19 protein-coding genes are annotated in these 21,720 nt (G+C 65.3%); 11 read left to right on the forward strand and 8 right to left on the reverse strand.

Features of this window, described 5'->3' with window-relative positions:
- The first annotated feature begins 81 nt into the window (after positions 1-81).
- Genes DM872_RS24305 through DM872_RS24315 form a run of 3 tightly spaced genes read left to right on the forward strand, consistent with a single transcriptional unit; the run spans position 82 to position 3,187 of the window.
- On the forward strand, positions 82-1,860 hold the full coding sequence (locus tag DM872_RS24305; RefSeq protein WP_179059740.1) for a phospholipase effector Tle1 domain-containing protein: 1,779 nt from the start codon (positions 82-84) through the stop codon (positions 1,858-1,860).
- A 17-nt stretch (positions 1,861-1,877) separates the two neighbouring features.
- The gene (locus DM872_RS24310; protein ID WP_179061827.1) at positions 1,878-2,534 is read left to right on the forward strand and encodes a DUF2931 family protein; all 657 of its coding nucleotides are present in this window, start codon (positions 1,878-1,880) and stop codon (positions 2,532-2,534) included.
- Entirely contained in the window at positions 2,534-3,187 is a 654-nt protein-coding gene (locus DM872_RS24315; RefSeq protein WP_179061828.1) for a DUF2931 family protein, read from the forward strand. The genes DM872_RS24310 and DM872_RS24315 overlap by 1 nt, the downstream gene beginning before the upstream one ends.
- A gap of 364 nt (positions 3,188-3,551) precedes the next feature.
- Here the strand turns inward: DM872_RS24315 and DM872_RS24320 are convergent, their stop codons facing one another.
- From DM872_RS24320 to DM872_RS24350, 7 genes are all read right to left on the reverse strand, one after another.
- A complete protein-coding gene (locus tag DM872_RS24320; protein ID WP_179061829.1) occupies positions 3,552-4,439 on the reverse strand; it encodes a SphA family protein in 888 nt (295 codons plus the stop codon).
- Between the two features lie 74 nt (positions 4,440-4,513).
- Entirely contained in the window at positions 4,514-5,575 is a 1,062-nt protein-coding gene (locus DM872_RS24325) for an NADH:ubiquinone reductase (Na(+)-transporting) subunit F (protein ID WP_179061830.1), read from the reverse strand.
- A 10-nt stretch (positions 5,576-5,585) separates the two neighbouring features.
- Entirely contained in the window at positions 5,586-5,945 is a 360-nt protein-coding gene (locus DM872_RS24330; protein ID WP_179061831.1) for a phenol hydroxylase subunit P4, read from the reverse strand.
- 56 nt (positions 5,946-6,001) lie between these two features.
- Positions 6,002-7,528, reverse strand: a complete 1,527-nt coding sequence (locus tag DM872_RS24335) for an aromatic/alkene/methane monooxygenase hydroxylase/oxygenase subunit alpha (protein ID WP_179061832.1) — start codon at positions 7,526-7,528, stop codon at positions 6,002-6,004.
- A gap of 35 nt (positions 7,529-7,563) precedes the next feature.
- The gene (locus tag DM872_RS24340) at positions 7,564-7,833 is read right to left on the reverse strand and encodes an MmoB/DmpM family protein (protein WP_179061833.1); all 270 of its coding nucleotides are present in this window, start codon (positions 7,831-7,833) and stop codon (positions 7,564-7,566) included.
- Complete coding sequence (locus tag DM872_RS24345; RefSeq protein ID WP_179061834.1) at positions 7,830-8,825, reverse strand: aromatic/alkene monooxygenase hydroxylase subunit beta; 996 nt, start codon at positions 8,823-8,825, stop codon at positions 7,830-7,832. The genes DM872_RS24340 and DM872_RS24345 overlap by 4 nt, the downstream gene beginning before the upstream one ends.
- A 55-nt stretch (positions 8,826-8,880) precedes the next feature.
- The gene (locus tag DM872_RS24350) at positions 8,881-9,138 is read right to left on the reverse strand and encodes a phenol hydroxylase subunit (protein WP_179061835.1); all 258 of its coding nucleotides are present in this window, start codon (positions 9,136-9,138) and stop codon (positions 8,881-8,883) included.
- 382 nt (positions 9,139-9,520) lie between these two features.
- On the opposite strand from DM872_RS24350, the gene DM872_RS24355 reads away from it, so the two are divergent.
- From DM872_RS24355 to ispA, 5 genes are all read left to right on the forward strand, one after another.
- Complete coding sequence (locus tag DM872_RS24355) at positions 9,521-11,224, forward strand: sigma-54-dependent Fis family transcriptional regulator (protein ID WP_179061836.1); 1,704 nt, start codon at positions 9,521-9,523, stop codon at positions 11,222-11,224.
- 90 nt (positions 11,225-11,314) lie between these two features.
- Positions 11,315-11,749 carry a 3-isopropylmalate dehydratase gene (locus tag DM872_RS24360; RefSeq protein WP_179061837.1) on the forward strand — a complete coding sequence of 145 codons (435 nt, stop codon included), beginning with the start codon at positions 11,315-11,317 and terminating at the stop codon, positions 11,747-11,749.
- Positions 11,750-12,044: 295 nt separating this feature from the next.
- Entirely contained in the window at positions 12,045-12,803 is a 759-nt protein-coding gene (locus DM872_RS24365) for a sulfite exporter TauE/SafE family protein (protein ID WP_179061838.1), read from the forward strand.
- A 356-nt stretch (positions 12,804-13,159) separates the two neighbouring features.
- Positions 13,160-13,402, forward strand: coding sequence for an exodeoxyribonuclease VII small subunit (locus DM872_RS24370; RefSeq protein ID WP_179061839.1), 243 nt, complete (start codon positions 13,160-13,162; stop codon positions 13,400-13,402).
- A complete protein-coding gene (gene ispA, locus DM872_RS24375; protein ID WP_179061840.1) occupies positions 13,399-14,286 on the forward strand; it encodes a (2E,6E)-farnesyl diphosphate synthase in 888 nt (295 codons plus the stop codon). Before DM872_RS24370 ends, ispA begins: the two co-directional genes overlap by 4 nt.
- Positions 14,287-14,316: 30 nt before the next feature.
- Here the strand turns inward: ispA and DM872_RS24380 are convergent, their stop codons facing one another.
- Positions 14,317-15,216, reverse strand: coding sequence for a phosphatase PAP2 family protein (locus tag DM872_RS24380; RefSeq protein ID WP_179061841.1), 900 nt, complete (start codon positions 15,214-15,216; stop codon positions 14,317-14,319).
- Between the two features lie 195 nt (positions 15,217-15,411).
- Here DM872_RS24380 and DM872_RS24385 point away from each other — a divergent pair, with 195 nt between their 5' ends.
- The 3 genes from DM872_RS24385 to dxs all read left to right on the forward strand — a co-directional run bounded on the left by DM872_RS24385 (position 15,412) and on the right by dxs (position 21,652).
- The gene (locus DM872_RS24385; protein ID WP_179061842.1) at positions 15,412-18,681 is read left to right on the forward strand and encodes an acetyl-CoA carboxylase family protein; all 3,270 of its coding nucleotides are present in this window, start codon (positions 15,412-15,414) and stop codon (positions 18,679-18,681) included.
- 15 nt (positions 18,682-18,696) lie between these two features.
- Positions 18,697-19,650, forward strand: a complete 954-nt coding sequence (locus DM872_RS24390) for an alpha/beta fold hydrolase (protein WP_179061843.1) — start codon at positions 18,697-18,699, stop codon at positions 19,648-19,650.
- A 103-nt stretch (positions 19,651-19,753) separates the two neighbouring features.
- Positions 19,754-21,652 (forward strand): 1-deoxy-D-xylulose-5-phosphate synthase, encoded by a 1,899-nt coding sequence (gene dxs / locus DM872_RS24395; RefSeq protein ID WP_179061844.1) that lies wholly within the window; start codon positions 19,754-19,756, stop codon positions 21,650-21,652.
- Positions 21,653-21,720: the final 68 nt, after the last annotated feature.

Here is a 21,720-nt window from a genome sequence, read left to right on the forward strand (position 1 = left end):
AGCCCGCATCACGCCGCCAGGGCATCACGCCTGTGCAAGCCTCGCTCCTCAACCATGGAGCCTCACAGGAAGCACAGCGCAATGGACAGGTTGGTCAAACGGTCGATCTTCGACCCCGTCAACGAGGACCAGGTGGAGGATCCTTTCTTCGCCGTCTCCAAAGTCGATCGGGCATTGGACGAGCCCTGGCAACTACCCGGGCTCGAGCGACTGCTCAGCGAATGCGGCATCGATCCCAACGACAGACAGGAGGAATACTGTCGGAACCGGATTCTCGAGCACGTTCGCAGCGGCGACTGGCTGCTGATCAGCCGGCGTCCATTCAAGCCCCTGAGCGGAAAACGGCCCTCCTTGGCCGACGACCTGGCCTGGTTTGGCGCGCCGGTTTCCGCCCCGCCCGCTCCCGCTGAGCCCAAGCTACCGCCCGACTGGAAGCCCTTCACGCATACCCCCAAGGCCAAACTTCGCATCGCCTTACGCATCGGCGTGTTCTTCGACGGCACCTACAACAATGCCGCCAACGCCGCCCTGGGCCTACTCTGCGGCGCCCAGCACGCCATCACCGAGGACGACCTGGACGCCAGCTGCAAGCCCTATATGCGCGACCCGGAGAGCAGCTATGGCAATGGCGTGACCAATATCAGGCTGCTCCATGACCTGTATCCCGAAACCCAGAAGCTGCCGGCCACAGCCAAACAGGGCTATCGACGTATCTATGTCGAGGGCAGCGGCACCCGCGTGGGTGAGGAGGACAGTCTGTTCGGCGCAGGCACTGGGCGTGGCGCCACTGGTGTGGCGGGAAAGGTGCAGCAGGCCTTTAAGGATATCCGAAGGGTTTGCTACGACTTCATCGACGAAAACACCGACTATGAAATTGAGTCGCTGACCTTCGATATCTTCGGTTTCAGCCGAGGCGCAGCAGCGGCCCGGCACTTCGCCAACCAGATCGCCAAGGGCCGCAATGGCCCCCTGGGCATGCTGCTCCCCGATACCAGCGGCACCTTCAGCCACGACCTGAGCGGCCGCTACGGGCAAGGAGTGCAGGTGGCCGTTATCGGCCTGTTCGACACCGTGGCCTCCACCGCTGGCCTTGCCAACCTGGGCAATGTGCGCAGTGCCAGTACCCCAGGCCTGCAACTCTACCTGGCACCTGCCCATTTCCCGACAGTGGTGCACCTGGTGGCGCGGGACGAATACCGCGCCAACTTCGCCCTCAACAGCACCGAGCCCGAGCACCGCGAAATCGTTCTGCCTGGCGTCCATGCCGACCTTGGGGGCGGTTACCTGGCCGAAGCAGAGGAAACCCTGCTGGTCAGCCCCATGCAGGCGCTGGACGTCCCCTTGCACACCGATGTGCGCAGCACCTCCATCCACCGCGATGCCGAGCGGGCCCGGGACGCCTGGCTGGCCAAAGGCTGGCCAGCCCACATGCTGACCATCGTTACCCCCGAGGCGCGGCCGCTGCCACTCGATCCGACTGACCGCCTGGCCCCTCCACGCAAACGCGTCTATGCCGCCCTGCAACTGAAGCGCTCCGTGCGGGGCGAACTGTCGCGGGTCTACCTGCGGCTGATGCATCAATTGGCCCGGCAAAAGGGCGTGAACTTCGACGATATCCCTGACCGCTCCGACACCCAATTGCCACTTGAACTCCAGCCGCTCTGCAACCGATTCATGGGAGACGACTACAGCACCACCCCCGCCGAAGAGCAGTTGTTGCGACTGCACTACATCCACTGCTCGGCCCACTGGAACCCGCCTGTAAGCCTGCAGGGCCGGACCCCACGCACGGGGGTCGCCCTGACCTTCATCAATGCCCCCACCGCCGATGGCCGGCGCGTGCGTCACCCCCATGCCTAGCACAGGAGCCTGATTCGATGCGCCATTTTCTTCTGATAGGCCTGCTGCTGGTCAGCGGCTGCCAGGCCATGGACCCGCTTTCCGGCGCTCATGACGATCACAACCCCTGGTGGAGCCTGGGTTTCGCTCATCCGGCCTATATGAAGGTCTGGGTCGAGGACAGTGCAGTCGTCGATATCCGCGGTCGGTTGTTCCGGAATACCGGCGGCGGCATTGCTGCTGGCGATGAGCCGGAGGATGGCACCGAAGCCGCCCGCGGCTGGCGGGGCGGCGCCGGCCCCAGCGGCGTCGCGGTGGTCGGCGCCGATCTGCCCCAGCGCATCTACGTGCGCTGGCAGTCCATCGTCGAGCCGCAGACCTACCGCGCCTGGGTGGACATCCCAGAGGAAGCGCGTCAGATCATGCGTGACTCCATTGCCTGGCGCTGCCCACAGAAGCCAGACAGAGTCTCACGTTACCGAGCGTCGCTCTATTTGGGCCTAGCTCCAGGCGGCATCATCCAGGTCTGGGTCTATAACCGCTGCTACCGGTCGGTCAAGGTGGCCCGCGCCCAGGCCGAGGTGGAGCCCCTCGGGCCGGACCAGGGACGTAACGAGGGACGCTATGCCTACAAGCCCAGCGAGAAGGCTAAACGCTATATCGAACGCTTCGGCATTCCTTACGGGAGCTGGTGATGCGCGCTCTCATTACCCTGCTGGGCCTGCTGCTGGTCAGCGGCTGCCAGGCCATGGACCCACTCTCCGGCGCCAATGATCCCCATGATCCCTGGTGGAGCCTGGGCTTCGCCCAGCCCAACTACATGAAGGTCTGGGTCGAGGACAGCGCGGTCGTCGATATCCACGGCCGGCTGTTCCGCCATACCGGCGGCGGCACGGCGATAGGTGGGGAGCCGGAAGATGGCACCGAAGCCGCTCGTGGCTGGCATGGGGCGGGGCCTCCTGGCGTCGCAGTGGTCGGTGCCGACCTGCCCCAGCGCATCTACGTCCGCTGGCAGTCCATCGTCGAGCCGCAGACCTACCGCGCCTGGGTGGACATCCCGGAAGAAGCGCGGCAGATCATGCGTGACTCCGTGGCCTGGCGCTGCCCGGAGAAACCCCACAGGGTCTCAAGCTACGATGCCACGCTGTACCTGGGCCTGGCGCCGGGAGGCATCATCCAGGTCTGGGTCTATAACCGCTGCTACCGGTCGGTCAAGGTGGCCCGCGCCCAGGCCGAGGTGGAGCCACTGGGGCCACATCTGGGAAAATCAGGCGGTCACTACTATCCCCAGTCGGACGCTTCCAAACGCTATATCGAACGCTTCGGCATTCCTTACGGGAGCTGGTGATGCGTGCTCTCCTTACCACCCCCCTGGGCCTGCTGCTCGTCGGCGGCTCCCAGGTCAAAGCCCTGTAGGGGCGAACTCATTCGCTAAGGGCAGCGCAGCTACCCATGGGGCTGTTCGCGAGCAAGCTCGCTCCTACCAATCAGAAATCGCTTTCCGGCACTTGCGAGGGTGGATAAAAAGAGCGTTATCCACCCTCCCAGCCGGCCTGAAGCCACCCGCACCCCGGCCCCCGCTCTGCGCCCCGGCCTTGTCGCTTCACGCTCAGGCGTTCATCGGCACCGGAAGCAGTGCTTCCGAAAGCGTGCCTCCGCTTTTTTTGTAGGGGCGAATTCATTTGCCAAGCAGACCGCAGGCCTGCCCTGACCTAGAACGGCACGGTCAGCTTCAGCCAATAGGCATCCCCTTCCGCGCGGTTGCGCACTTGGGTTTCCTGTTCCCATTTGGCGGTGAGGAACCAGCCGTCCTTGTTGCTGTACATGATCGACGGGCCGATGGAGAAGGCGCGGCCCTTGTTGTCGTCGATGCGGTCGCCGTCCTGGCGGTCGCCGGTGGTCTGGCGGTAGTAGTAGCCGCCCACGCCCAGCACCCAGCCATTTCCGAGGCCCCATCCGACGGCGTAGTCGAAGTGGAATTCCTGACCGGAGCGGTAGTCGGTGGCGGGGTTTTCCTGGTTGAAGTCGTACATCAGCTTAACGCTGGCGTTGAGGCCGGCAGGGTCGATGTAGGAGATCGCCCAAACCGGTTCGACGGTCCAGTAGTTGCGCCCGATGTTGGCCAGGTCGCCCCGGTCGTATTCGCCCGAAGGCGCGATGAAGTCCAGGGCGAAGATGCTGTGCAGCTTGTCTGTGTGATGAAAGCCCAGTGCCGGGCCGAAGATGATGTCGCCCAGGCCTTTCTTGCTCTGGGACTGGCCGTTCACTTCCACCTTGAGGTCGACGAAGGGAAACAGCGCCGCGAAGGCCAGGTTGCCGCCGAACAGTTGCTGCTCGCTCACCCAGATCAGGCGTGGGGCGATGACGCTGGCGCGGACGCGGAAGTCCACCGGCAGGCTGTCGCCGTCGTTGCCGCGCAGGGTGTCGGCCTCGTAGTGAGTGGAGAACACCTGGCCGTAGAAGCCGGGCGGCGGCATGGCGCCGGACATGTAGTTCTCGGCGCCCATCGGGTAGGTGGAACCGCCGCCTTCGGTGGCGTGAGCCACCTGGCCCAGGGCGGCGAGGATGCAGCAGGACAGGACACGCAGTTTGGCACTCATCAGCAATACCTTCTTGTTTTTATGGGCGTGAGCCGCCGTCCGCGCGAGTGGCGCGGAGCGGCGGATGAAGCGGGTCAGATGCGCTTGAACAGGGCTGAGCGGGTGCTCTCGCCGGCGCCGTCAGCGGCGGTGAGGAAGCGCTCCATGAAGATGTCGCGCTCGAACAACCGCCCCTGCATCAGCGCGGTAATGGCGGCGTCGATCATCGGCGGCGGGCCGCAGAGGTAAGCCTTGTTGCCGGTGAAGCGACCGTCGAAGTGCTTCTTCGCCGCGTCGTGCACATACCCCCGGAAACCGGTCCACTCGGTATCCTCGGCAGCCTGGCTGAGGGACGGCACGTAAGTGAAGTTCTCGTGCTCTTCGGCCAGGCGCTCGAAGAGTTCGCGGTTGTAGAGTTCGGCACGGGTGCGGGCGCCCTGGAACAGGGTCATGCGCCGCGTGTCCCCCTGCTCCAGCAGGTCGAGGATCATCGATTGCGGGCTGGACAGCCCCGAGCCGCCAGCGATGAAGATAAGGTCGCCAGCCTGCGACCCACGCACGAAGAACTGTCCGTAGGGGCCGGAGAGCTCCAGCGCATCGCCCGCCTTCAGCTCGCTGTGGATAAACCCGGTGGCCTGGCCGTCCTCGACCAGGCGCACGTGCAGTTCCACCTCGTCGGCACGGCTCGGTGGGTTGGCCAGTGAGAAGGCGCGCGTGCCTTCGATGCCGGGGATCTGCAGGTTGATGTACTGGCCAGCCTGGAAATCCATGGGGCGATCCAGTTTCAGGCGCAGGCCCTTGATGGTGGGCGAGAGGTCGTCCAGCGCGATCACCGTTGCGCGGTAATCCTGCACGGCGTGGCCGGCGAAGTCCGGGTCGACGTCGATGTCGGCCTCGATCACCAGGTCGCTCTGCGGGATGGCGCAGCACGCCAGCACCTTGCCTTCGTCGCGCTCCATGTCCATCAGGGCGAAGGGTGAGGCGGCACCGATGTCCACCTCGCCTTCCAGGACTTGCAGCTTGCAGGTGGCGCAGGTGCCATGGCCGCAGGCGAAGGGCAGCCAGACGCCCTGGCGCAAGGCGGCCTGGAGAATGGTCTGGCCCTCTTCGACTTCGATCTGTTCGCCGGTGGGTTCGATCGTGACCTGGTAGCTCATGGCGACCTCCTCAGTTGAAGCTGCCGTTGAGGCCATCCAGGCCGGGAGTGGAAAGGTGCAGCAGGCTCTTGTGGCCGATGCCGTTGGCGGCCAGGCCCGATTGCAGGTCGGGCTGGAAGTCGACGTCATCGAGGCGCCAGAGGGCCTTGGCGAAATCCACCTTCGCCGCGTCCGGGTGCGCTGCGATGGCCGGTTTGACCACGTTCTCGATGAAGTCGCCGAAGGGCATGTCCGGCGGCAGCGGCAGTGTGAAGGGGGCGCAGAACATCAGGTGGCGTTCCCAGCAGAGGTACACCAGTTGCAGGCCGTTGAAGTTTTCCTGGCGGTCCAGGGATTGCGCCGCATAGGCGCCGATGGCAGTCACGGGCATGACGCTGTCCTTCTTGTAATGGGGTGGAAGGCGGGCACGCGGTGCCCGCCGTGGACTCAGCCGGCCTTGGGGAGGTCGACGGGCTTGTCGCCCTGCCACTCTCGCCAGCGCTGATGCTCGGGCGAGTCCTGGTAGTCGAAGTTGTCCTGGCCGAAGGCGATGTTGTAGTAGTCGCGCACCACCGCCTCGACATCGGCGCCGCCGCAGTTGCCCTGGAGGATCTGGTGCACCGGCAGCCAGGCCTGGACGTACTTCTCCGGCTCGTACTGGAAGATGTCGCAGCAGCCGTCGGAGCAGAAATGGAAGCGCTCGCCGCCATGCATCACGCTGCGGTGGCTCAGCGTCGTATCCGCGTCCGGCTCGGTGAAGGACAGCGGGATCTGGCAGATCTGGCAGAGCATCGGCAGCGCGTTGTTGTAGAAGCGCTCGCCACGTGCCTGCATCTCGCGCCACTGCTCGTAGCGCGGACGGTAGATGCGGTCGAAGGTGTCCGGGTACTTGGCCGAGAGCCAGTCCAGTTCCTCGTCCGTGGGAATCCAGGTGTGGAAGTTGGTGGCCTGGCTGTACTGGTAGAAAATCGACCAGGCCTGGTGGCTGATGTGCTCCTTGCCGATGGTGGTCTGCTCGACGTACTTCGGCGGGCGAATGCCGTAGCGCTCCAGGTCCTTGAACAGCGCACCGCCGGCCTGCTCGTAGTACACCTCCCAGGCCTCGGCCCAGGACATGACTTTGTTCGGCAGCATGTAGTCCATCATCATCCCCACCAGCGTCAGCAGGCGGTATCCGCGCCAGAACCACTTGTCGATCCAGCGCTGGATGATCGGCACGTTGTCCTCGTGCTGCTCCAGCAAGAACTTGATCACCTCCAGCCCCAGGGTCATGTGCCGGGCTTCGTCGGACTGCGCCGAGAAGCCAAAGGTGACGGTGGCCATGTCGCCGTTATAGGCGGCACCGGACATGAAGGGCACGAACAGCAGGTTGGTCAGCACGTACTCGAACGAGAACGAGATGGCCGTCAGGAACTCGAACGGGCCGGCGGTGCGAGCATCCTCGAAGAAGGACTTGGGCACCGACAGGAACCACACCCGGTCGTGCATGTGGGCGAAGTCATGCAGGCCGTTGAAGTGCTTGTTGTAGTGGCTCATGGCGTGGATCTGGGTCTGCACGTGGCGCAGCTCGTCGATCGCCTGCATCTGGCAGGCGACCCGTGCACCGGCGCCGCCGAAGTGCCGGCCGACGCGGGCGAAGCCCTGATAGGCCTGGTACTCCAGCGGGGTCACGCCGCAGAGGAACAGCTTCAGCGCGTTGACGTAGCGCGCGTCGGACAGGTTGGTATGGCCGTTGTTCTGGGCGAAGGCATCGAAGATGGCGTAGAGCTTCTTCTCCTTCTCGGCCTGGTATTTCCAGTAGGCATCCATGGTCAGGCGGAAGGGGTCCTCCCACTTGTCCCAGTCGGTGATCTTGATGCCCTCGAAGCGCTCGTAGGGGTAGATGTCGTCCTTGCTCTGGTAGCTCGGCTCCCAGGCAAGGTCGCGGGTCAGGCAGCGGTATTTGTCTTTCTGGTTCAGGCGTTTGGCGGCCATGGTGGCTCTCCCGATTCTTGTCGTTATGCGCGGGTTCAGTTCCAGTGCAGGGCGAAGCGGTCTTCGTCTTCCTCGACGTTGCCGCCGAGGGTGATGACGTCGATAAGCATTTCCTGCACGTCCCATTCGCGGCCGAGCTTTTCCTCCACCGTGGCGCGGTTGATCTCCAGGCGGCCTTCGGCCTGGACGCGGATCATGGCCGGCTGGTGCTGGATCTCTGCGTGGGGGTTGTCCTGGACGATGGCCTCGACTATGTAGCGAGCGTTGTCGTTGTCCTGGAAGGCGATGTAGACGAGGGAAGTCATTGCGCGGCTCCTGCAAGGCCGAGTTTCTTCAGGCGGGCGGCGAACTCGCCGGCCACAGTGTCGAGGGCAACGCTGCCAGGGCCGATGTCAGCCAATGGCGCCAGGGCTTCCAGGGCACGGGCCTGCCACTGGCCGACCCAGCCTTCCACCAGCGTGCGGTTCTCGGCGCTTTCGCTGATGACAGTTTTCACCAGGGCATCGACCCAGCGTTGGGTCTCGGCGAACCAGAGGCGCATGAATTCGGTGAGCATCCCCACCTGACCGGCACCCTGGGCGCAGAGCTGCTCGTCGAACTTGTGGAACATGAGCGGGAAGAGCAGGCCGTCGCTGACCAGGTTCTGTGCCAGGGTCAGCTCGAACCAGTCACGCACTACCAACGTGTCTTCCACGTAGCGACGCAGGCCCTGCCAGGCCGGGTCCTGCAGCCACTGGTGCTTGGCCTCGGCGAGCAGGTCGGTGCCGCCGTCGTCGAGCATCAGGCCGATGCGCGACAGGTACTGGGCGATGCCGAGACGGTCCATGGCCTGGAACATGTGCAGCTGGGTCAGGCTGGTGCCGAAGCCATCGGCGGCGATGCCACTGTTGTTCATGTTGGCGCCGAGTTCCGCGTGGCGCAGGGGCAGCAGCAAGCGGGCGATCTGCTCGCGGCTGGCGGCATCGAGACTGGCCAGCAGGTTGCGCTTCTCGCAGAAGGCGTAATCGTGCTCGGCGTTCTCCTGCATCCTGGCGCGGGTCTGCACGTAGGCGCCGTAGTAGAACTGGCGCGGGTCGCTGACGGCGTACCAGTCGGCCATGCGCACGGCGGTGCGGGTGGCGTCGTTGAGCAGCTTGTCCGGCTGCCAAAGCGGGCGGTAGTGGAAGTTGGTGGCGGCCTCGATGTCGAAGCTGGCCTCCTGGTAGCGGCTGGCAGGCTTGTCGCCGAAACGCCGGCGGATGTGGCTGAAGGTCTGGCGGATCGGTTCGGCCGTTGCCGTCTTGATCTCGATGCTCATGCAGGGCGTCCTGTATTTGTTGTTGTGGGGAGGTCGGCGCGTCGTGGTCAGGCCATCAATCGGCCTGATCGCGGCTCTCGCCGTAACGCCACTTCTCCATGTCGGCGTCGATGGCTTCGGCCATCTGCGCATCCATGTGCTGAACCCGGTTCTGCTCGCAGAAGCTGGTGAAGGCGGCGCGCGGCAGAACCAGCTCGACGAAGAGGTCGGGATAGCCGATGGCGAAGTCGAACTCGACGAAGGTGGCGTCGGGCTCGCTGCGCACCCGGACGTAACGCGGCAGTTGATCGAAGCGGGTCTGTTGCTGGCTCATGCAAGGCAACTCCATGGGCGGGTTGCCAGGGCTAGAGCAACGCCTGTGCCAGGGCCTGGAATCCTCCCGACAAATAAGCGCAAGGTATTGTTATTAATGGTTTTTTATCGACAACTACGACTTCGGAAAGCCACGACAACAAGGGAATTTGCCTGAAGGCTTTTCACCATTTGCTCAATCGCCGGCGTGCACTTGAGCAAATCACCAATCCGCCTTACCCCGTTCTCGACGGCGATTGACATTTCACTGGCTTTCAGGCCGCTTAGAAAAAAGAGCGCGGCCCCCCTTGCGTCCATCGGCCGCCCGGTCGAACCGTCCAGACCGCCCGCCTGAGCGGTGGTTCGCCACCTCCCCGTACAAGAACAATCTGGGGTGCAACACGATGAAAGTTGATTACAAGGCGTCGGAGCACAGCCCGACGCTGAAAGACCTGACCGACCGGGTCCATTTCCTCGGCAACGAGGGCAAGATCTGGCTCGACGAGCAGCGCATGCTCCTGCTTCAGTCCGCCGCCATGGGCTCGTTCCGCCGCGAGCTGGTGGACATGCTTGGCGAAGAACGCGCGAAGGGATTTTTCCTGCGCCTGGGTTACCAGTCCGGCCTGAAGGACGCCGAACTGGCACGCAAGCTGCGCCCCGATGCTGACGCGGTGGAGATGTTCCTCACCGGCCCGCAGCTGCACTCGCTCAAGGGCATGGTCAAGGTCAACCCGCTGGAGATGAACATCGACATCGAGAACGGCCAGTTCTACGCCGACCTCGAATGGCAGAACTCCTACGAGGTGGAGAACTGCCGCGCCGAAGGCATGTCATCCGACCAGCCGGTGTGCTGGACCCTGCTCGGCTACGCCATCAGCTACTCGTCGTTCTTCCTCGGTCGCCAGGTGCTCTACAAGGAGGTCAGCTGCCGCGGCTGCGGTGACTCGCGCTGCCGCATCATCGGTAAGCCGGTGGAGGAATGGGAGGACGCCGAGGCGTTCATGCGCTACTTCCAGTGCGACCCCATCATCGAAGAGCTCCAGGCCCTGCAGGTGCAGGTCGCCAACATGCGCCAGCGCCTGCAGCAGGATGCCGGTCAGTACTACGGCATCGGCAAGGCGCCGCACTATCGCAAGGCGTGCACGCTGATCGACAAGGTCGCTCCAGGCAAGGCTTCGGTCCTGCTGCTGGGCGAGACGGGCGTCGGCAAGGAAGTCATGGCGCGTTCGCTGCACCTGCGCAGCGAACGCGCCAGCGGCCCCTTCGTGGCCCTGAACTGTGCCGCCATCCCGCCGGACCTGATCGAGGCCGAGCTGTTCGGTGTCGAGCGCGGCGCCTACACCGGCGCCCAGCAGTCACGCATGGGCCGTTTCGAGCGGGCCAACGGCGGCACCCTGTTCCTCGACGAAGTGGTGGAACTCACGCCACGCGCCCAGGCCAGTCTGTTGCGGGTGCTGCAAGAGGAAGAGCTGGAACGGGTCGGCGACTCGCAGACGCGCAAGGTGGACGTCCGCGTGATCGCCGCTACCCATGAGGACCTGGCCAAGGCCGTGAAGGAAGGCCGTTTCCGTGCCGACCTCTACTACCGGCTGAACGTCTATCCGGTATTCATTCCCTCACTGCGCGAACGCAAGGAAGACATCCCGCTGCTGGTGGAGCACTTCCTCGCACGCCTGCACACCGCGTACGGCAAGACCACCCTGGGACTTTCCGACCGGGCCCTGGAAGCCTGCATGCGCTACGACTGGCCGGGCAATATCCGCGAACTGGAGAACCTCATCGAGCGTGGCGTGATCATCACCGACGCCAACCAGAGCATCAGCGCGGATGCGCTCTTCCCGCACCTCTCCCACGAGGCCCATAGCATTGGCCTCTCCAGTGACGGAGTGCTGGTGGAAGCGACGCCGAGTGTCGAGCCCGACTGGGTGGAGCGCCTGATCGACAGCGGCGTCAGCCTGGACACGGTCGAAGAGGCGCTGATGCAGGGGGCGATGAAGCGTGCCCAGAACAATGTCTCGGAAGCCGCACGCCTGCTCGGCATGACCCGCCCGGCGCTCGCCTACCGTTTGAAGAAGTTGCCGACGGAGGATGCCGCGGGCCAGCGTTGATGTCCGCGCCGGTCTTTTCCATGGCAAAGCCGGAGCCATCCACTAGAGTTCCAGCATTGCTCGATGTTCGCTCCGCCCAAGGAGGGCTCCATGCGTCTGACCTGTGCCGCTGTTTCCCTGTTGCTGCTCGCCGGTTGCTCGTCCTACCGGGCCGAGCCGCAACACATCGTCCCGGTTCCGGCCGACCGCTTGCTGGCGTTCCAGCAGCCGGTGGAGGGCGGTGGGCAGATCGTGGTGAACCGCGACATGGGCGGGTTGGGCAGCGGCTGCTACATCGCCGTCCATGTGGATCGTCAGTTGGCGGCGCGCATCGGCATAGGCGAAGTTGCCAGCTTCCAGGTACCGCCGGGTGATCGCATCGTCGGCATCGGTATCGACGAAACCGACGACACACTCTGCTCCAAGGGCCGGCTACGTCGTGAGAAGGCCGCCCACGTGGAGGTCGGACAAAGCGAACATTTCCGTATCGTCAGCGACAACCGCGAAGGTTTTGCGCTGCTGGCGGATGATCCGAAGGCGCAATGAAAGAGGCCGGAATCGGGACGACTGAACCCGGTTCCGGCCTGACGCTAAAGCGTGGATCTCTGCCTTGTCACCTTCCGCAGTTACTGCCCGAGAAGGCTTGTGGAGTGGGCTTCCTTTCGCTTACCGCCCCCGCCCCATACGAGTTAGTGAAAGCATACTGCTCCCGCGAAAATGCGCGTCTCCATTTATCAGCGATTCGGCTCACTGGTCGGCGGCCAAAAGGGCGGTCGACCGTTCGCCCGTCCTTTGCCACCGTTCACTCCCGGGGGTAACCTGCCGCCTTTTGCGCGCGAACATGAGCCTCCACGATTTCTTCCTGCTATTGGTCGCCGGCTTCGCCGCCGGCGGCATGAATGCCCTTGCTGGCGGCGGTACGTTTTTCTCCTTCCCCGCCCTGCTCGCGGCCGGCCTGCCACCGGTGACCGCCAACGCCACCAATGCCGTCGCCCTGTGGCCTGCCAGCCTCGCCGCCAGTTGGGCGGCGCGCGAGCAGCTGCGACCATTGGGGCGCTACGTGGTACCGCTGGTGGTGGTGTCGCTCCTGGGTGGGCTGGGCGGCGGCCTCCTGTTGCTGGCGGGTGGCGACGAAACCTTTCGCCGGTTGATTCCCTGGCTGCTGCTGGCCGCGACCCTGCTGTTCGCTGCCAGTCCGTGGCTGAGCAAGTTGATCAACCGCCAGCGCAGCGCGGGTGAGCTGCCTCCCCACGGACTCGCCAGCCACCTGTCCCACAGCCTGGTGGCCATCTACGGCGGCTACTTCGGCGCGGGCATGGGCATCCTGCAACTGGCGGCCTTTTCCATCGAAGGCCATCCGCTGCTGCGCGCCAATGCGCTGAAGAACCTGCTGTCGAGCACGATCTACAGCGTGGCAGTGGTGACCTTCGTGGCGGCTGGCAGGGTGAGCTGGAGCGAGTTGGCGGTACTGCTGGGCGCGGCCAGTTGCGGCGGCTATGCAGGCGGCGCGCTTGCGCGGAAACTGCCGACTCGGTGGTTGAGGTGGCTGGTGATTGCGGTGGGGACGGGGATGACGACTTACTACTTCGTCGCCGCCTGATTCGGCCCTGGCTGGCGCGGCTGCATTTGTAGGATGGGTCGGGCGGCCTTCCGCGAGCTTGCGATACCCATCGATATCGTCGTGATGGGTATCGCTCCGCTCCACCACATCCTACGGGCTGCTACCTGATCCGGACTCCCTTGTAGGGTGGGCTACCTGTGGGGGCGAATTCATTCGCGATGGAACGCGCAGCGTTCCCCTGAGGCGGTCGGGCAACCCTGCGGGCTGCTTTGCGAATGAATTCGCCCCCACAATTGAATCCCGCCCACGCGGAGCAACCATCCGCCCCCTTCATTTGCCCGCAAGGTGCGCCTCTGCTAGTGTCGCGCCCGATTCGACCGCCGCGAGACAGCAACATGGCCCGCAAGAAAGCCGCCCCCGATTTCGAACAGTCCCTCGCCGAACTGCAGACCCTGGTGGAACGCCTGGAAAGCGGCGAGCTTTCGCTGGAGGACTCCCTCAGTGCCTTCGAGCAGGGCATCCGCCTGACCCGTGAATGCCAGGCCTCCCTGAACCAGGCCGAGCAGAAGGTGCAGATCCTCCTGGAGCGTGATGGCCAGTTGGAAGAAGCGCCCTTCGACGCGGACGAACAAGCATGATTTCCAGCTATCAGGCTCGCTGCCAGGAACGCGTGGACGCGGCCCTCGCCGAGCTGTTCATCGCCCCGCTCGCTCCGCTGGAACGTCTTTACCAGGCCATGCGCTACAGCGTGGTGAACGGCGGCAAACGTGTGCGCCCGTTGCTGGTCTACGCAGCCTGCGAAGCCCTGGGTGGCGACGTGGCGCGCGCTGATGCCGCCGCCTGCGCGGTGGAGTTGATCCACGCCTATTCCCTGGTGCATGACGACCTGCCGGCCATGGACGACGACGACCTGCGTCGTGGCCAGCCCACCACCCATATAGCCTTCGATGAAGCGACCGCCATCCTCGCCGGCGACGGCCTGCAAGCGCTGGCCTTCGAAGTGCTGGCCGACGCCCAACGCAATCCGCACGACGCCGAAACCCGCCTGGCGATGATCGCCAGCCTCGGTCAGGCCGCGGGTCCCGCCGGGATGGTGGGTGGCCAGGCGATCGATCTGGGTTCGGTAGGGTTGAAGCTCGACCAGGCGGCGCTGGAAACCATGCACCGGCACAAGACCGGCGCGCTGATCGAAGCCAGTGTGCGCCTCGGTGCCCTGGCGAGTGGCCGTGCCGATCCGGCGGCGTTGGCGGCACTGCGCATCTACGCCCGCGCCGTCGGCCTGGCTTTCCAGGTGCAGGACGACATCCTCGACGTGGAGAGCGACACCGCTACCCTGGGCAAGACCCAGGGCAAGGACCAGGCCCACGACAAGCCCACCTACCCTTCCCTGCTCGGCCTCGATAACGCCAAGGCCTATGCGCTGGAACTGCGTGACCAGGCCTTGCGCGCTACCGCCAATCTCGGCGACACCGCCGAGCCGCTGCGCGCACTGGCGCGCTATATCGTCGAACGGCGCAGCTAAGCGCGCCGTCCGACATTCACCTCGCGGTCATCAGGCGACCGGTTCGGCCACTGCTTCGCCCCGCGGCTTGCGAACGGCCTCCAGCAAGCTCATGCGCACCAGCACCCAGGGCATCGCCGCTGCCACGAACGACCCCATCACCAGCCCACGCAGGCCCTGCCAGAGTTGCGGGTCCAGCGGCCAGGCAGCGCCAGCGAGCTTCAGCGCTTTCTGCAGCAGGATGAAGCTCACCGCACCGATGGCCGCAGCCAGCAAGCGGCGCCAGACGGCGATCTCAGCGGAAAACGCGAACTGGCGATAGCCGCACAACACACCGACTATCAGCCCCGCCAGCAGCGGCACATAGCTGGGTGCGACTCCCGGCCAGGTCAGCCAGGCGGCGAGGAACACCAGCAGGATCAGCGCCAGGTGCCAGAGCCCATGAGCCTCGCGCCACCAGTTCCAGTTCCGCACCTGGGCGAACAGCAGCAAGGTCCCGATACCCAGCAGAGAGCCACCCAGCACGTCTTCCACATCGTGGGCGCCGAGGTAGAGCCGGCTGAAGATGATCCCTGTTACCACCACGCCACTGACCGCCCAGGCCCAGGCGCGGCGCAGCTCGAAGGCCAGCCAGAACCAGATCACCACGGCGATCTGCGCATGGCCGCTGGGCAGGCCAAAGCTATCGCCCACCTCATGGTCCATGCGCAGGGCGATGTCCGGACGCGGGTCCTGCCAGTAATCCTTGAGCCAGGCGTTGATCAACGCAGTCACGGCCACCAGCACCAGCAGGCGCAGGAATACACCGCGGTTCCAGGCCCAGTAGCCCAGCGGCAGGAAGAACAGGATGAACTTCTCGTAGCCCAGCAGCGTGAAGAAACGCATCACCGGGGTCAGCGCATCGCTGCGAAGGGGCAGCACCCAGTCCAGGCTGTGCAACAGCTCGTTCATGGACAGTCCTTGTGGAAGAAATGGAGGCGCAACAGATACTGCGGGCAACGGACTGCCACAAGGGCCGATTCGGACATTCCATGTCACTGAATCATCATCCGCCATGAGTGGTGGGTATTCGTCGCGACACAGTTGGCTGCGGCGATTGGCCCACGCTGCCTAAGATCACTGGATTGCACGCCAAGGACCCTCGCCGTGACCACAGCCATCCAGTCCCTGCTGATCGCCAACCGTGGCGAGATCGCCATCCGCATCGCCCGCGCCGCCGCCGAACTGGGCATCCGCAGCGTCGCGGTGTATGCCGAGGACGACAGCCAGTCCCTGCACCTGCGCAAGGCCGACCTCGCGGTACCGCTCGTGGGCCGGGGCGCGGCGGCCTATCTGGATGCCGCCCAACTGGTGGAGGTGGCGCTCAGGAATGGCTGCGACGCCGTGCATCCCGGCTACGGCTTCCTCAGCGAGAACGCCGATTTCGCCCGCCAGTGCGAAGCCGCCGGCATCCGCTTCATCGGTCCTTCGGCCGAAGCCCTGGAACTCTTCGGCGACAAGGCCCGCGCCCGCGAATTGGCCGCGCGTTGCGGCCTGCCACTGGCCGCCGGGAGCAATCGCGCCACGTCCTTAGCGGAAGCCAACGCGCTGCTGGAAAGCGGCCCGATCATGCTCAAGGCCCTGGCCGGCGGCGGTGGGCGCGGCATGCGCGCGGTACGTGACAAGACGGAGCTGGCACACGCTTTCGAGCGCTGCGAGTCCGAGGCCCGCGCCGCCTTCGGCAATGGCGACCTGTACGTCGAACGGCTGATCGAGAACGCCCGGCACATCGAAGTCCAGGTATTGGGCGACGGCAAACGGGTCACTCACCTCTGGGAGCGCGATTGCAGTCTGCAACGCCGCCATCAGAAGGTGATCGAGATCGCCCCGGCGCCCAACCTGACTGCAGAGCTGCGCCAGCGCATCCTCGATGCGGCGCTGACCCTGGCCGCCGCCGTGGGCTATCGCGGTATCGGCACGTTCGAGTTTCTGGTGGATACCCGCCGTGGCGATTTCGTGTTCATGGAGGCCAACCCGCGCGTCCAGGTCGAGCACTGCATCACCGAGGCCATCACCGGCATCGACCTGGTCCAGGCGCAGCTCCGCCTCGCCGCCGGTTCCAGCCTGGCCGAATTGGGCCTGCTGGAACCCGTCGCACCGCGAGGCTTCGCCGTACAGCTGCGGATCAATCTGGAAAGCATGCAGGCCGACGGCAGCGCCCGACCTGCCGGCGGGTTGATCAGCGCCTATGAACCACCCAGCGGCCCCGGTATCCGTGTCGATGGATATGGCTACGCCGGGTACGCCACCAGCCCCAGCTATGACTCGCTGCTGGCCAAGTTGATCGTCCAGGGAGATGACCTGCCCGCCGCCCTGCGCCGCGCTTATCGCGCCCTGTGTGAATTCCGCCTCGAAGGTGTGGCGAGCAATATCCACTTCCTGCAGAACCTGCTGCGTCACGAGGAACTGGCAAGTGGCGTCGACACCCGTTTCATCGAGCGGGAAATCAGCCAGCTCCTCGCCCCGCAACAGGCTGCCCATCCACACCTGTTCGTCAGCGGCACAGGCGCTGCCACGCTCGCTGGGACCGGGCAGGTTGAAGTGCCCGCCGGTTGCGTACCGCTGAACGCCCCGAGCCAAGGGGTGCTGGTGAGCCTCGATGTGCAGGAGGGCGACGCGGTCGCCGTCGGCCAGCCAGTGGCGGTGCTGGAAGCGATGAAGATGGAGTTCGTGGTCAAGGCGACCCAGGGCGGCATCGTCCGCGCCCTGGCCGTGGCACCCGGTGACAGCCTGTTCGAAGGCGCGCCGCTGCTGTTCCTGGAGCCGGCGGAAGTCGCTGGCGATGCGGTGCAGAGCGAGGAAAGCCTCGACCTCGCGCACATCCGCGCCGACCTTGCCGAAGTGCTGGAGCGTCACGTCATCACCCGCGACGAACGTCGCCCGCAGGCTGTGGCACGACGGCGCAAGACCGGCCAACGCACCACCCGCGAGAACCTCGACGACCTGCTCGATGAAGGCAGTTTCATCGAATACGGCGCACTGGCACTGGCGGCCCAGCGCCGGCGCCGGTCGCTGGAAGAGCTGATCGAACAGAGCCCCGCCGACGGGCTGGTGGCCGGTATCGGCACGGTCAACGCCACGCAGTTCGGCAGCGAGGCCGCCCGCTGCATGACCATCGCCTACGACTACACGGTGTTCGCCGGCACCCAGGGCGTGATGAACCACAAGAAGACCGACCGCATGCTCGGCCTGGCCGAACAATGGCGGTTGCCCCTGGTGCTGTTCGCCGAGGGCGGCGGCGGCCGGCCGGGGGATTCGGATTTCGTCGGTGTGGCCGGGCTGGACTGCCACACCTTTGTCGGCATGGCCCGACTGTCCGGCCTGGTGCCGCTGGTGGGCGTGGTTTCCGGCCGCTGCTTCGCCGGCAACGCCGCGCTGCTCGGCTGCTGCGACGTGATCATCGCGACGAGGAACGCGAGCATCGGCATGGCCGGCCCGGCGATGATCGAAGGCGGCGGACTGGGCAGCTTCGCGCCGGAAGAAGTCGGCCCCACCAGCGTCCAGGGCCCCAATGGTGTGATCGATGTGCTGGTGGAAGACGAGGCCGAGGCGGTACGAGTCGCCCGGCAGTACCTGTCCTACTTCCAGGGCGACCTGGCCGACTGGCAATGCGCCGATCAGCGCCTGCTGCGCCAGGCCATCCCGGAAAACCGCCTGCGGGTCTACGACATCCGCGCACTGATCGAAACCCTGGCCGACCAAGGCTCGGTACTGGAACTGCGCCGGCAGTTCGCACCGGGGCTGGTCACCGCCGTCATCCGCATCGAGGGCAAGGCGTTCGGCCTGCTGGCCAACAACCCCATGCACCTCGGCGGCGCCATCGACGCCCAGGCCGGCGACAAGGCCGCGCGCTTCATGCAGCTGTGCGATGCCTTCGACCTCCCCATGCTTTCGCTCTGCGACACCCCCGGTTTCATGGTCGGGCCGGAATCGGAGAAGCAGGCCACGGTGCGCCACGTTTCGCGCATGTTCGTCGCCGCAGCCGGTCTCTCGGTGCCCTTCTTCACCGTGGTCCTGCGCAAGGGCTACGGCCTGGGCGCCCAGGCCATGGCGGCGGGCAGCTTCCACTCACCGCTGTTCACCATCGCCTGGCCCAGCGGCGAGTTTGGCGCCATGGGCCTGGAGGGCGCGGTTCGCCTGGGCTACGCCAAGGAGCTGGCCGCGGTGGAGGACCCGGCCGAACGCCAGGCGCTGTTCGACAAGATGGTTGCCAAGGCCTACCAGAACGGCAAGGCGATCAACATGGCCAGCTTCCTGGAGATCGACGCCGTGATCGATCCGCAGGAAACCCGTTCCTGGCTGCTGCGCGGGTTGAATGCCACCCCCAGACCGGCGCCCCGTGCCGGCAAGAAACGCCCCTTCGTCGACACCTGGTAAGAATCGGAGCCCGTCATGCCGCCACTCGAACATCGCCTGCTGCCGGTCAATGGCATCACCTTGAGCCTCTACATGGCCGGCCCGGCCGAAGGGCGGCCGGTGTGGCTGCTGCATGGTTTTCCCGAGTGCTGGTATTCCTGGCGCCAGCAGATAGGCCCTCTGGTAGCGGCCGGCTATCGCGTGCTGGTACCGGAGATGCGCGGGTATGGGGAGACCAGCGCCCCTGAAGCGATCGAAGACTATGCGCTGCTGACCCTCTGCGGAGATATCCAGGCCGCCATGGACAGCCTCGGCCAGACCGATGCCTGCGTGATTGGCCATGACTGGGGCGCACCGGTGGCCTGGCACCTGGCGCTGCTGGAGCCAGAACGCATCGCGGCGGTGGGCACCATGTCGGTGCCTTTCGGCGGCCGCCCCAAGCGCCCGGCCACCGAGATCATGCGCGAGGCCAATGCCGGTCGTTTCAACTACATCCTCTACTTCCAGGAACCGGGGGTGGCCGAAGCCGAACTGGATGCCGACCTCGAGCGCAGCCTGCGCCTGCTGCTGAGCGACCTGGGCGACGCGGTATTGCGCGACAGACCCGCCGATGCCGGCCTACTGGACGGCCTCAGCGAATCGCCCTCCCTCCCCAGCTGGTGCGATGCCGAAGAATTCGCCGTTTACCGACGCACCCTGGCCCGGCAAGGCTTTCGCGGGCCGCTCAACTGGTACCGCAACTTCACCCGCAACTGGGAACAGACCGAACCGCTGGCGGGCAAGCAGGTCGAGCAGCCCGCGCTGTTCCTGGTCGGCGACCTCGATCCGGTCGCGCATCTGGAGGCCTACACGCTCAAGCGCATGGCCAGCCTGGTGCCACGCGTGGAGCAGACCCGACTGCCCGATTGCGGCCATTGGCTGCAGAACGAACGCCCTGACCGGGTGAATCCATTGCTGCTGGACTTCCTGGCGCGCCATTACCCGGCGTAGTCGATCACACAAGGCCGTACGAACGGACTGACAGCGCGTTTGGGCAGTTACGAGTGCATCAGGTAAACTTGCCCATCTTTTTTTGCCCATAACGATTAGCCTGATGCCCACGACGTTCCACGAGATTCCCCGCGAACGCCCCGTCACGCCCCTGCTCGATCGCGCGGCGACGCCGGATCAATTGCGCCGGCTTGGTGAGGCTGAGCTGGAAACCCTGGCCGACGAACTGCGCCAGTACCTGCTCTATACCGTCGGCAAGACCGGCGGACACTTCGGTGCCGGCCTGGGTGTGGTGGAACTCACCATCGCCCTGCACTACGTCTACGACACGCCCGACGACCGGCTGGTCTGGGACGTGGGCCACCAGGCGTATCCGCACAAGATCCTCACCGGGCGCCGTGAGCAGATGGGCACCCTGCGCCAGAAGGACGGCGTCGCTGCCTTCCCGCGCCGCGTGGAAAGCGAGTACGACACCTTCGGCGTCGGCCACTCCAGTACCTCCATCAGCGCTGCCCTGGGCATGGCCATCGCGGCCCGCATGCAGGGTTCCAGCCGCAAGTCGATCGCGGTGATCGGTGACGGCGCCCTGACCGCCGGCATGGCCTTCGAGGCGCTCAACCACGCATCGGACGTCCAGGCCGACATGCTGGTGATCCTCAACGACAACGACATGTCGATCTCGCGCAACGTCGGCGGCCTGTCGAACTACCTGGCGAAGATCCTCTCCAGCCGTACCTACGCGAGCATGCGCGAAGGCAGCAAGAAGGTGCTCTCGCGCCTGCCCGGCGCCTGGGAAATCGCCCGACGCACCGAGGAATACGCCAAGGGCATGCTGGTTCCCGGAACCCTGTTCGAAGAGCTGGGCTGGAACTACATCGGCCCCATCGACGGCCATGACCTGCCCACCCTGGTAGCCACCCTGCGCAACATGCGCGACCTCAAGGGCCCGCAGTTCCTGCATGTGGTGACCAAGAAGGGCAAGGGCTTCGCCCCGGCGGAAGTCGACCCCATCGGCTACCACGCCATTACCAAGCTGGAGCCGATCGATGCCCCGGCCGCGCCGAAGAAACCTTCCGGGCCGAAGTACTCCAGCGTGTTCGGCCAGTGGCTGTGCGACATGGCCGGGCAGGACCCGCGCCTGGTCGGCATCACCCCGGCGATGAAGGAAGGCTCCGACCTGGTGGCATTCAGCGAGCGCTTCCCGGACCGCTATTTCGACGTCGCCATTGCCGAGCAGCATGCCGTCACCCTGGCGGCTGGCATGGCCTGCGACGGCGCCAAGCCGGTGGTGGCGATCTACTCCACCTTCCTCCAGCGCGGCTACGACCAACTGATCCACGACGTGGCGGTACAGAATCTCGATGTGCTGTTCGCCATCGACCGTGCCGGCCTGGTGGGCGAAGACGGTCCGACCCACGCAGGCAGCTTCGACCTCTCCTACTTGCGCTGCATCCCCGGCATGCTGGTGATGACGCCGAGCGACGAGAACGAACTGCGCCTGCTGCTGACCACCGGCCACCATTTCGAAGGTCCGGCGGCAGTGCGCTACCCGCGCGGCAGCGGCCCCAACGCCATCATCGAGCGTGAGCTCAAACCCGTGGAAATCGGCAAAGGCGTGGTACGCCGCCAGGGCTCCAAAGTCGCCATGCTGGTATTCGGCGTGCAACTGGCCGAGGCACTGCAGGTCGCCGAAAGCCTGGATGCCACCGTGATCGACATGCGCTTCGTCAAACCCCTGGACGAAGCACTGGTGCGCGAGCTGGCCGGCAGCCACGAACTGCTGGTGACGATCGAGGAGAACAGCGTGATGGGCGGCGCCGGCGCCGCCGTCAGCGAGTTCCTCGCCCGCGAGAACCTGCTCAAGCCGGTGTTGCACCTGGGCCTGCCGGACTACTACGTCGAACACGCCAAGCCAGCGGAAATGCTCGCCGAGTGCGGACTGAATGCGGCGGGCATCGAAGCATCGGTGCGCGCGCGCCTGGCGTTGCTGGGGCTCGTCTGAACCTGTAGGAGCGAATTCATTCGCGAATGAATTCGCTCCTACAGGGCAGGACTGCGTCCTGCTTCGCG

It is taken from the genome of Pseudomonas taiwanensis (assembly GCF_013393345.1).
Classification (GTDB): Bacteria; Pseudomonadota; Gammaproteobacteria; order Pseudomonadales; family Pseudomonadaceae; genus Metapseudomonas; species Metapseudomonas resinovorans_C.

Bases quoted from the DNA above. Each gene is read 5' to 3' on its own strand.
- DM872_RS24305 (WP_179059740.1), top strand. From the start codon at position 82: ATGGACAGGTTGGTCAAACGGTCGATCTTCGACCCCGTCAACGAGGAC.
- DM872_RS24310 (WP_179061827.1), top strand. From the start codon at position 1,878: ATGCGCCATTTTCTTCTGATAGGCCTGCTGCTGGTCAGCGGCTGCCAG.
- DM872_RS24315 (WP_179061828.1), top strand. From the start codon at position 2,534: ATGCGCGCTCTCATTACCCTGCTGGGCCTGCTGCTGGTCAGCGGCTGC.
- DM872_RS24320 (WP_179061829.1), bottom strand. From the start codon at position 4,439: ATGAGTGCCAAACTGCGTGTCCTGTCCTGCTGCATCCTCGCCGCCCTG.
- DM872_RS24325 (WP_179061830.1), bottom strand. From the start codon at position 5,575: ATGAGCTACCAGGTCACGATCGAACCCACCGGCGAACAGATCGAAGTC.
- DM872_RS24330 (WP_179061831.1), bottom strand. From the start codon at position 5,945: ATGCCCGTGACTGCCATCGGCGCCTATGCGGCGCAATCCCTGGACCGC.
- DM872_RS24335 (WP_179061832.1), bottom strand. From the start codon at position 7,528: ATGGCCGCCAAACGCCTGAACCAGAAAGACAAATACCGCTGCCTGACC.
- DM872_RS24340 (WP_179061833.1), bottom strand. From the start codon at position 7,833: ATGACTTCCCTCGTCTACATCGCCTTCCAGGACAACGACAACGCTCGC.
- DM872_RS24345 (WP_179061834.1), bottom strand. From the start codon at position 8,825: ATGAGCATCGAGATCAAGACGGCAACGGCCGAACCGATCCGCCAGACC.
- DM872_RS24350 (WP_179061835.1), bottom strand. From the start codon at position 9,138: ATGAGCCAGCAACAGACCCGCTTCGATCAACTGCCGCGTTACGTCCGG.
- DM872_RS24355 (WP_179061836.1), top strand. From the start codon at position 9,521: ATGAAAGTTGATTACAAGGCGTCGGAGCACAGCCCGACGCTGAAAGAC.
- DM872_RS24360 (WP_179061837.1), top strand. From the start codon at position 11,315: ATGCGTCTGACCTGTGCCGCTGTTTCCCTGTTGCTGCTCGCCGGTTGC.
- DM872_RS24365 (WP_179061838.1), top strand. From the start codon at position 12,045: ATGAGCCTCCACGATTTCTTCCTGCTATTGGTCGCCGGCTTCGCCGCC.
- DM872_RS24370 (WP_179061839.1), top strand. From the start codon at position 13,160: ATGGCCCGCAAGAAAGCCGCCCCCGATTTCGAACAGTCCCTCGCCGAA.
- ispA (WP_179061840.1), top strand. From the start codon at position 13,399: ATGATTTCCAGCTATCAGGCTCGCTGCCAGGAACGCGTGGACGCGGCC.
- DM872_RS24380 (WP_179061841.1), bottom strand. From the start codon at position 15,216: ATGAACGAGCTGTTGCACAGCCTGGACTGGGTGCTGCCCCTTCGCAGC.
- DM872_RS24390 (WP_179061843.1), top strand. From the start codon at position 18,697: ATGCCGCCACTCGAACATCGCCTGCTGCCGGTCAATGGCATCACCTTG.
- dxs (WP_179061844.1), top strand. From the start codon at position 19,754: ATGCCCACGACGTTCCACGAGATTCCCCGCGAACGCCCCGTCACGCCC.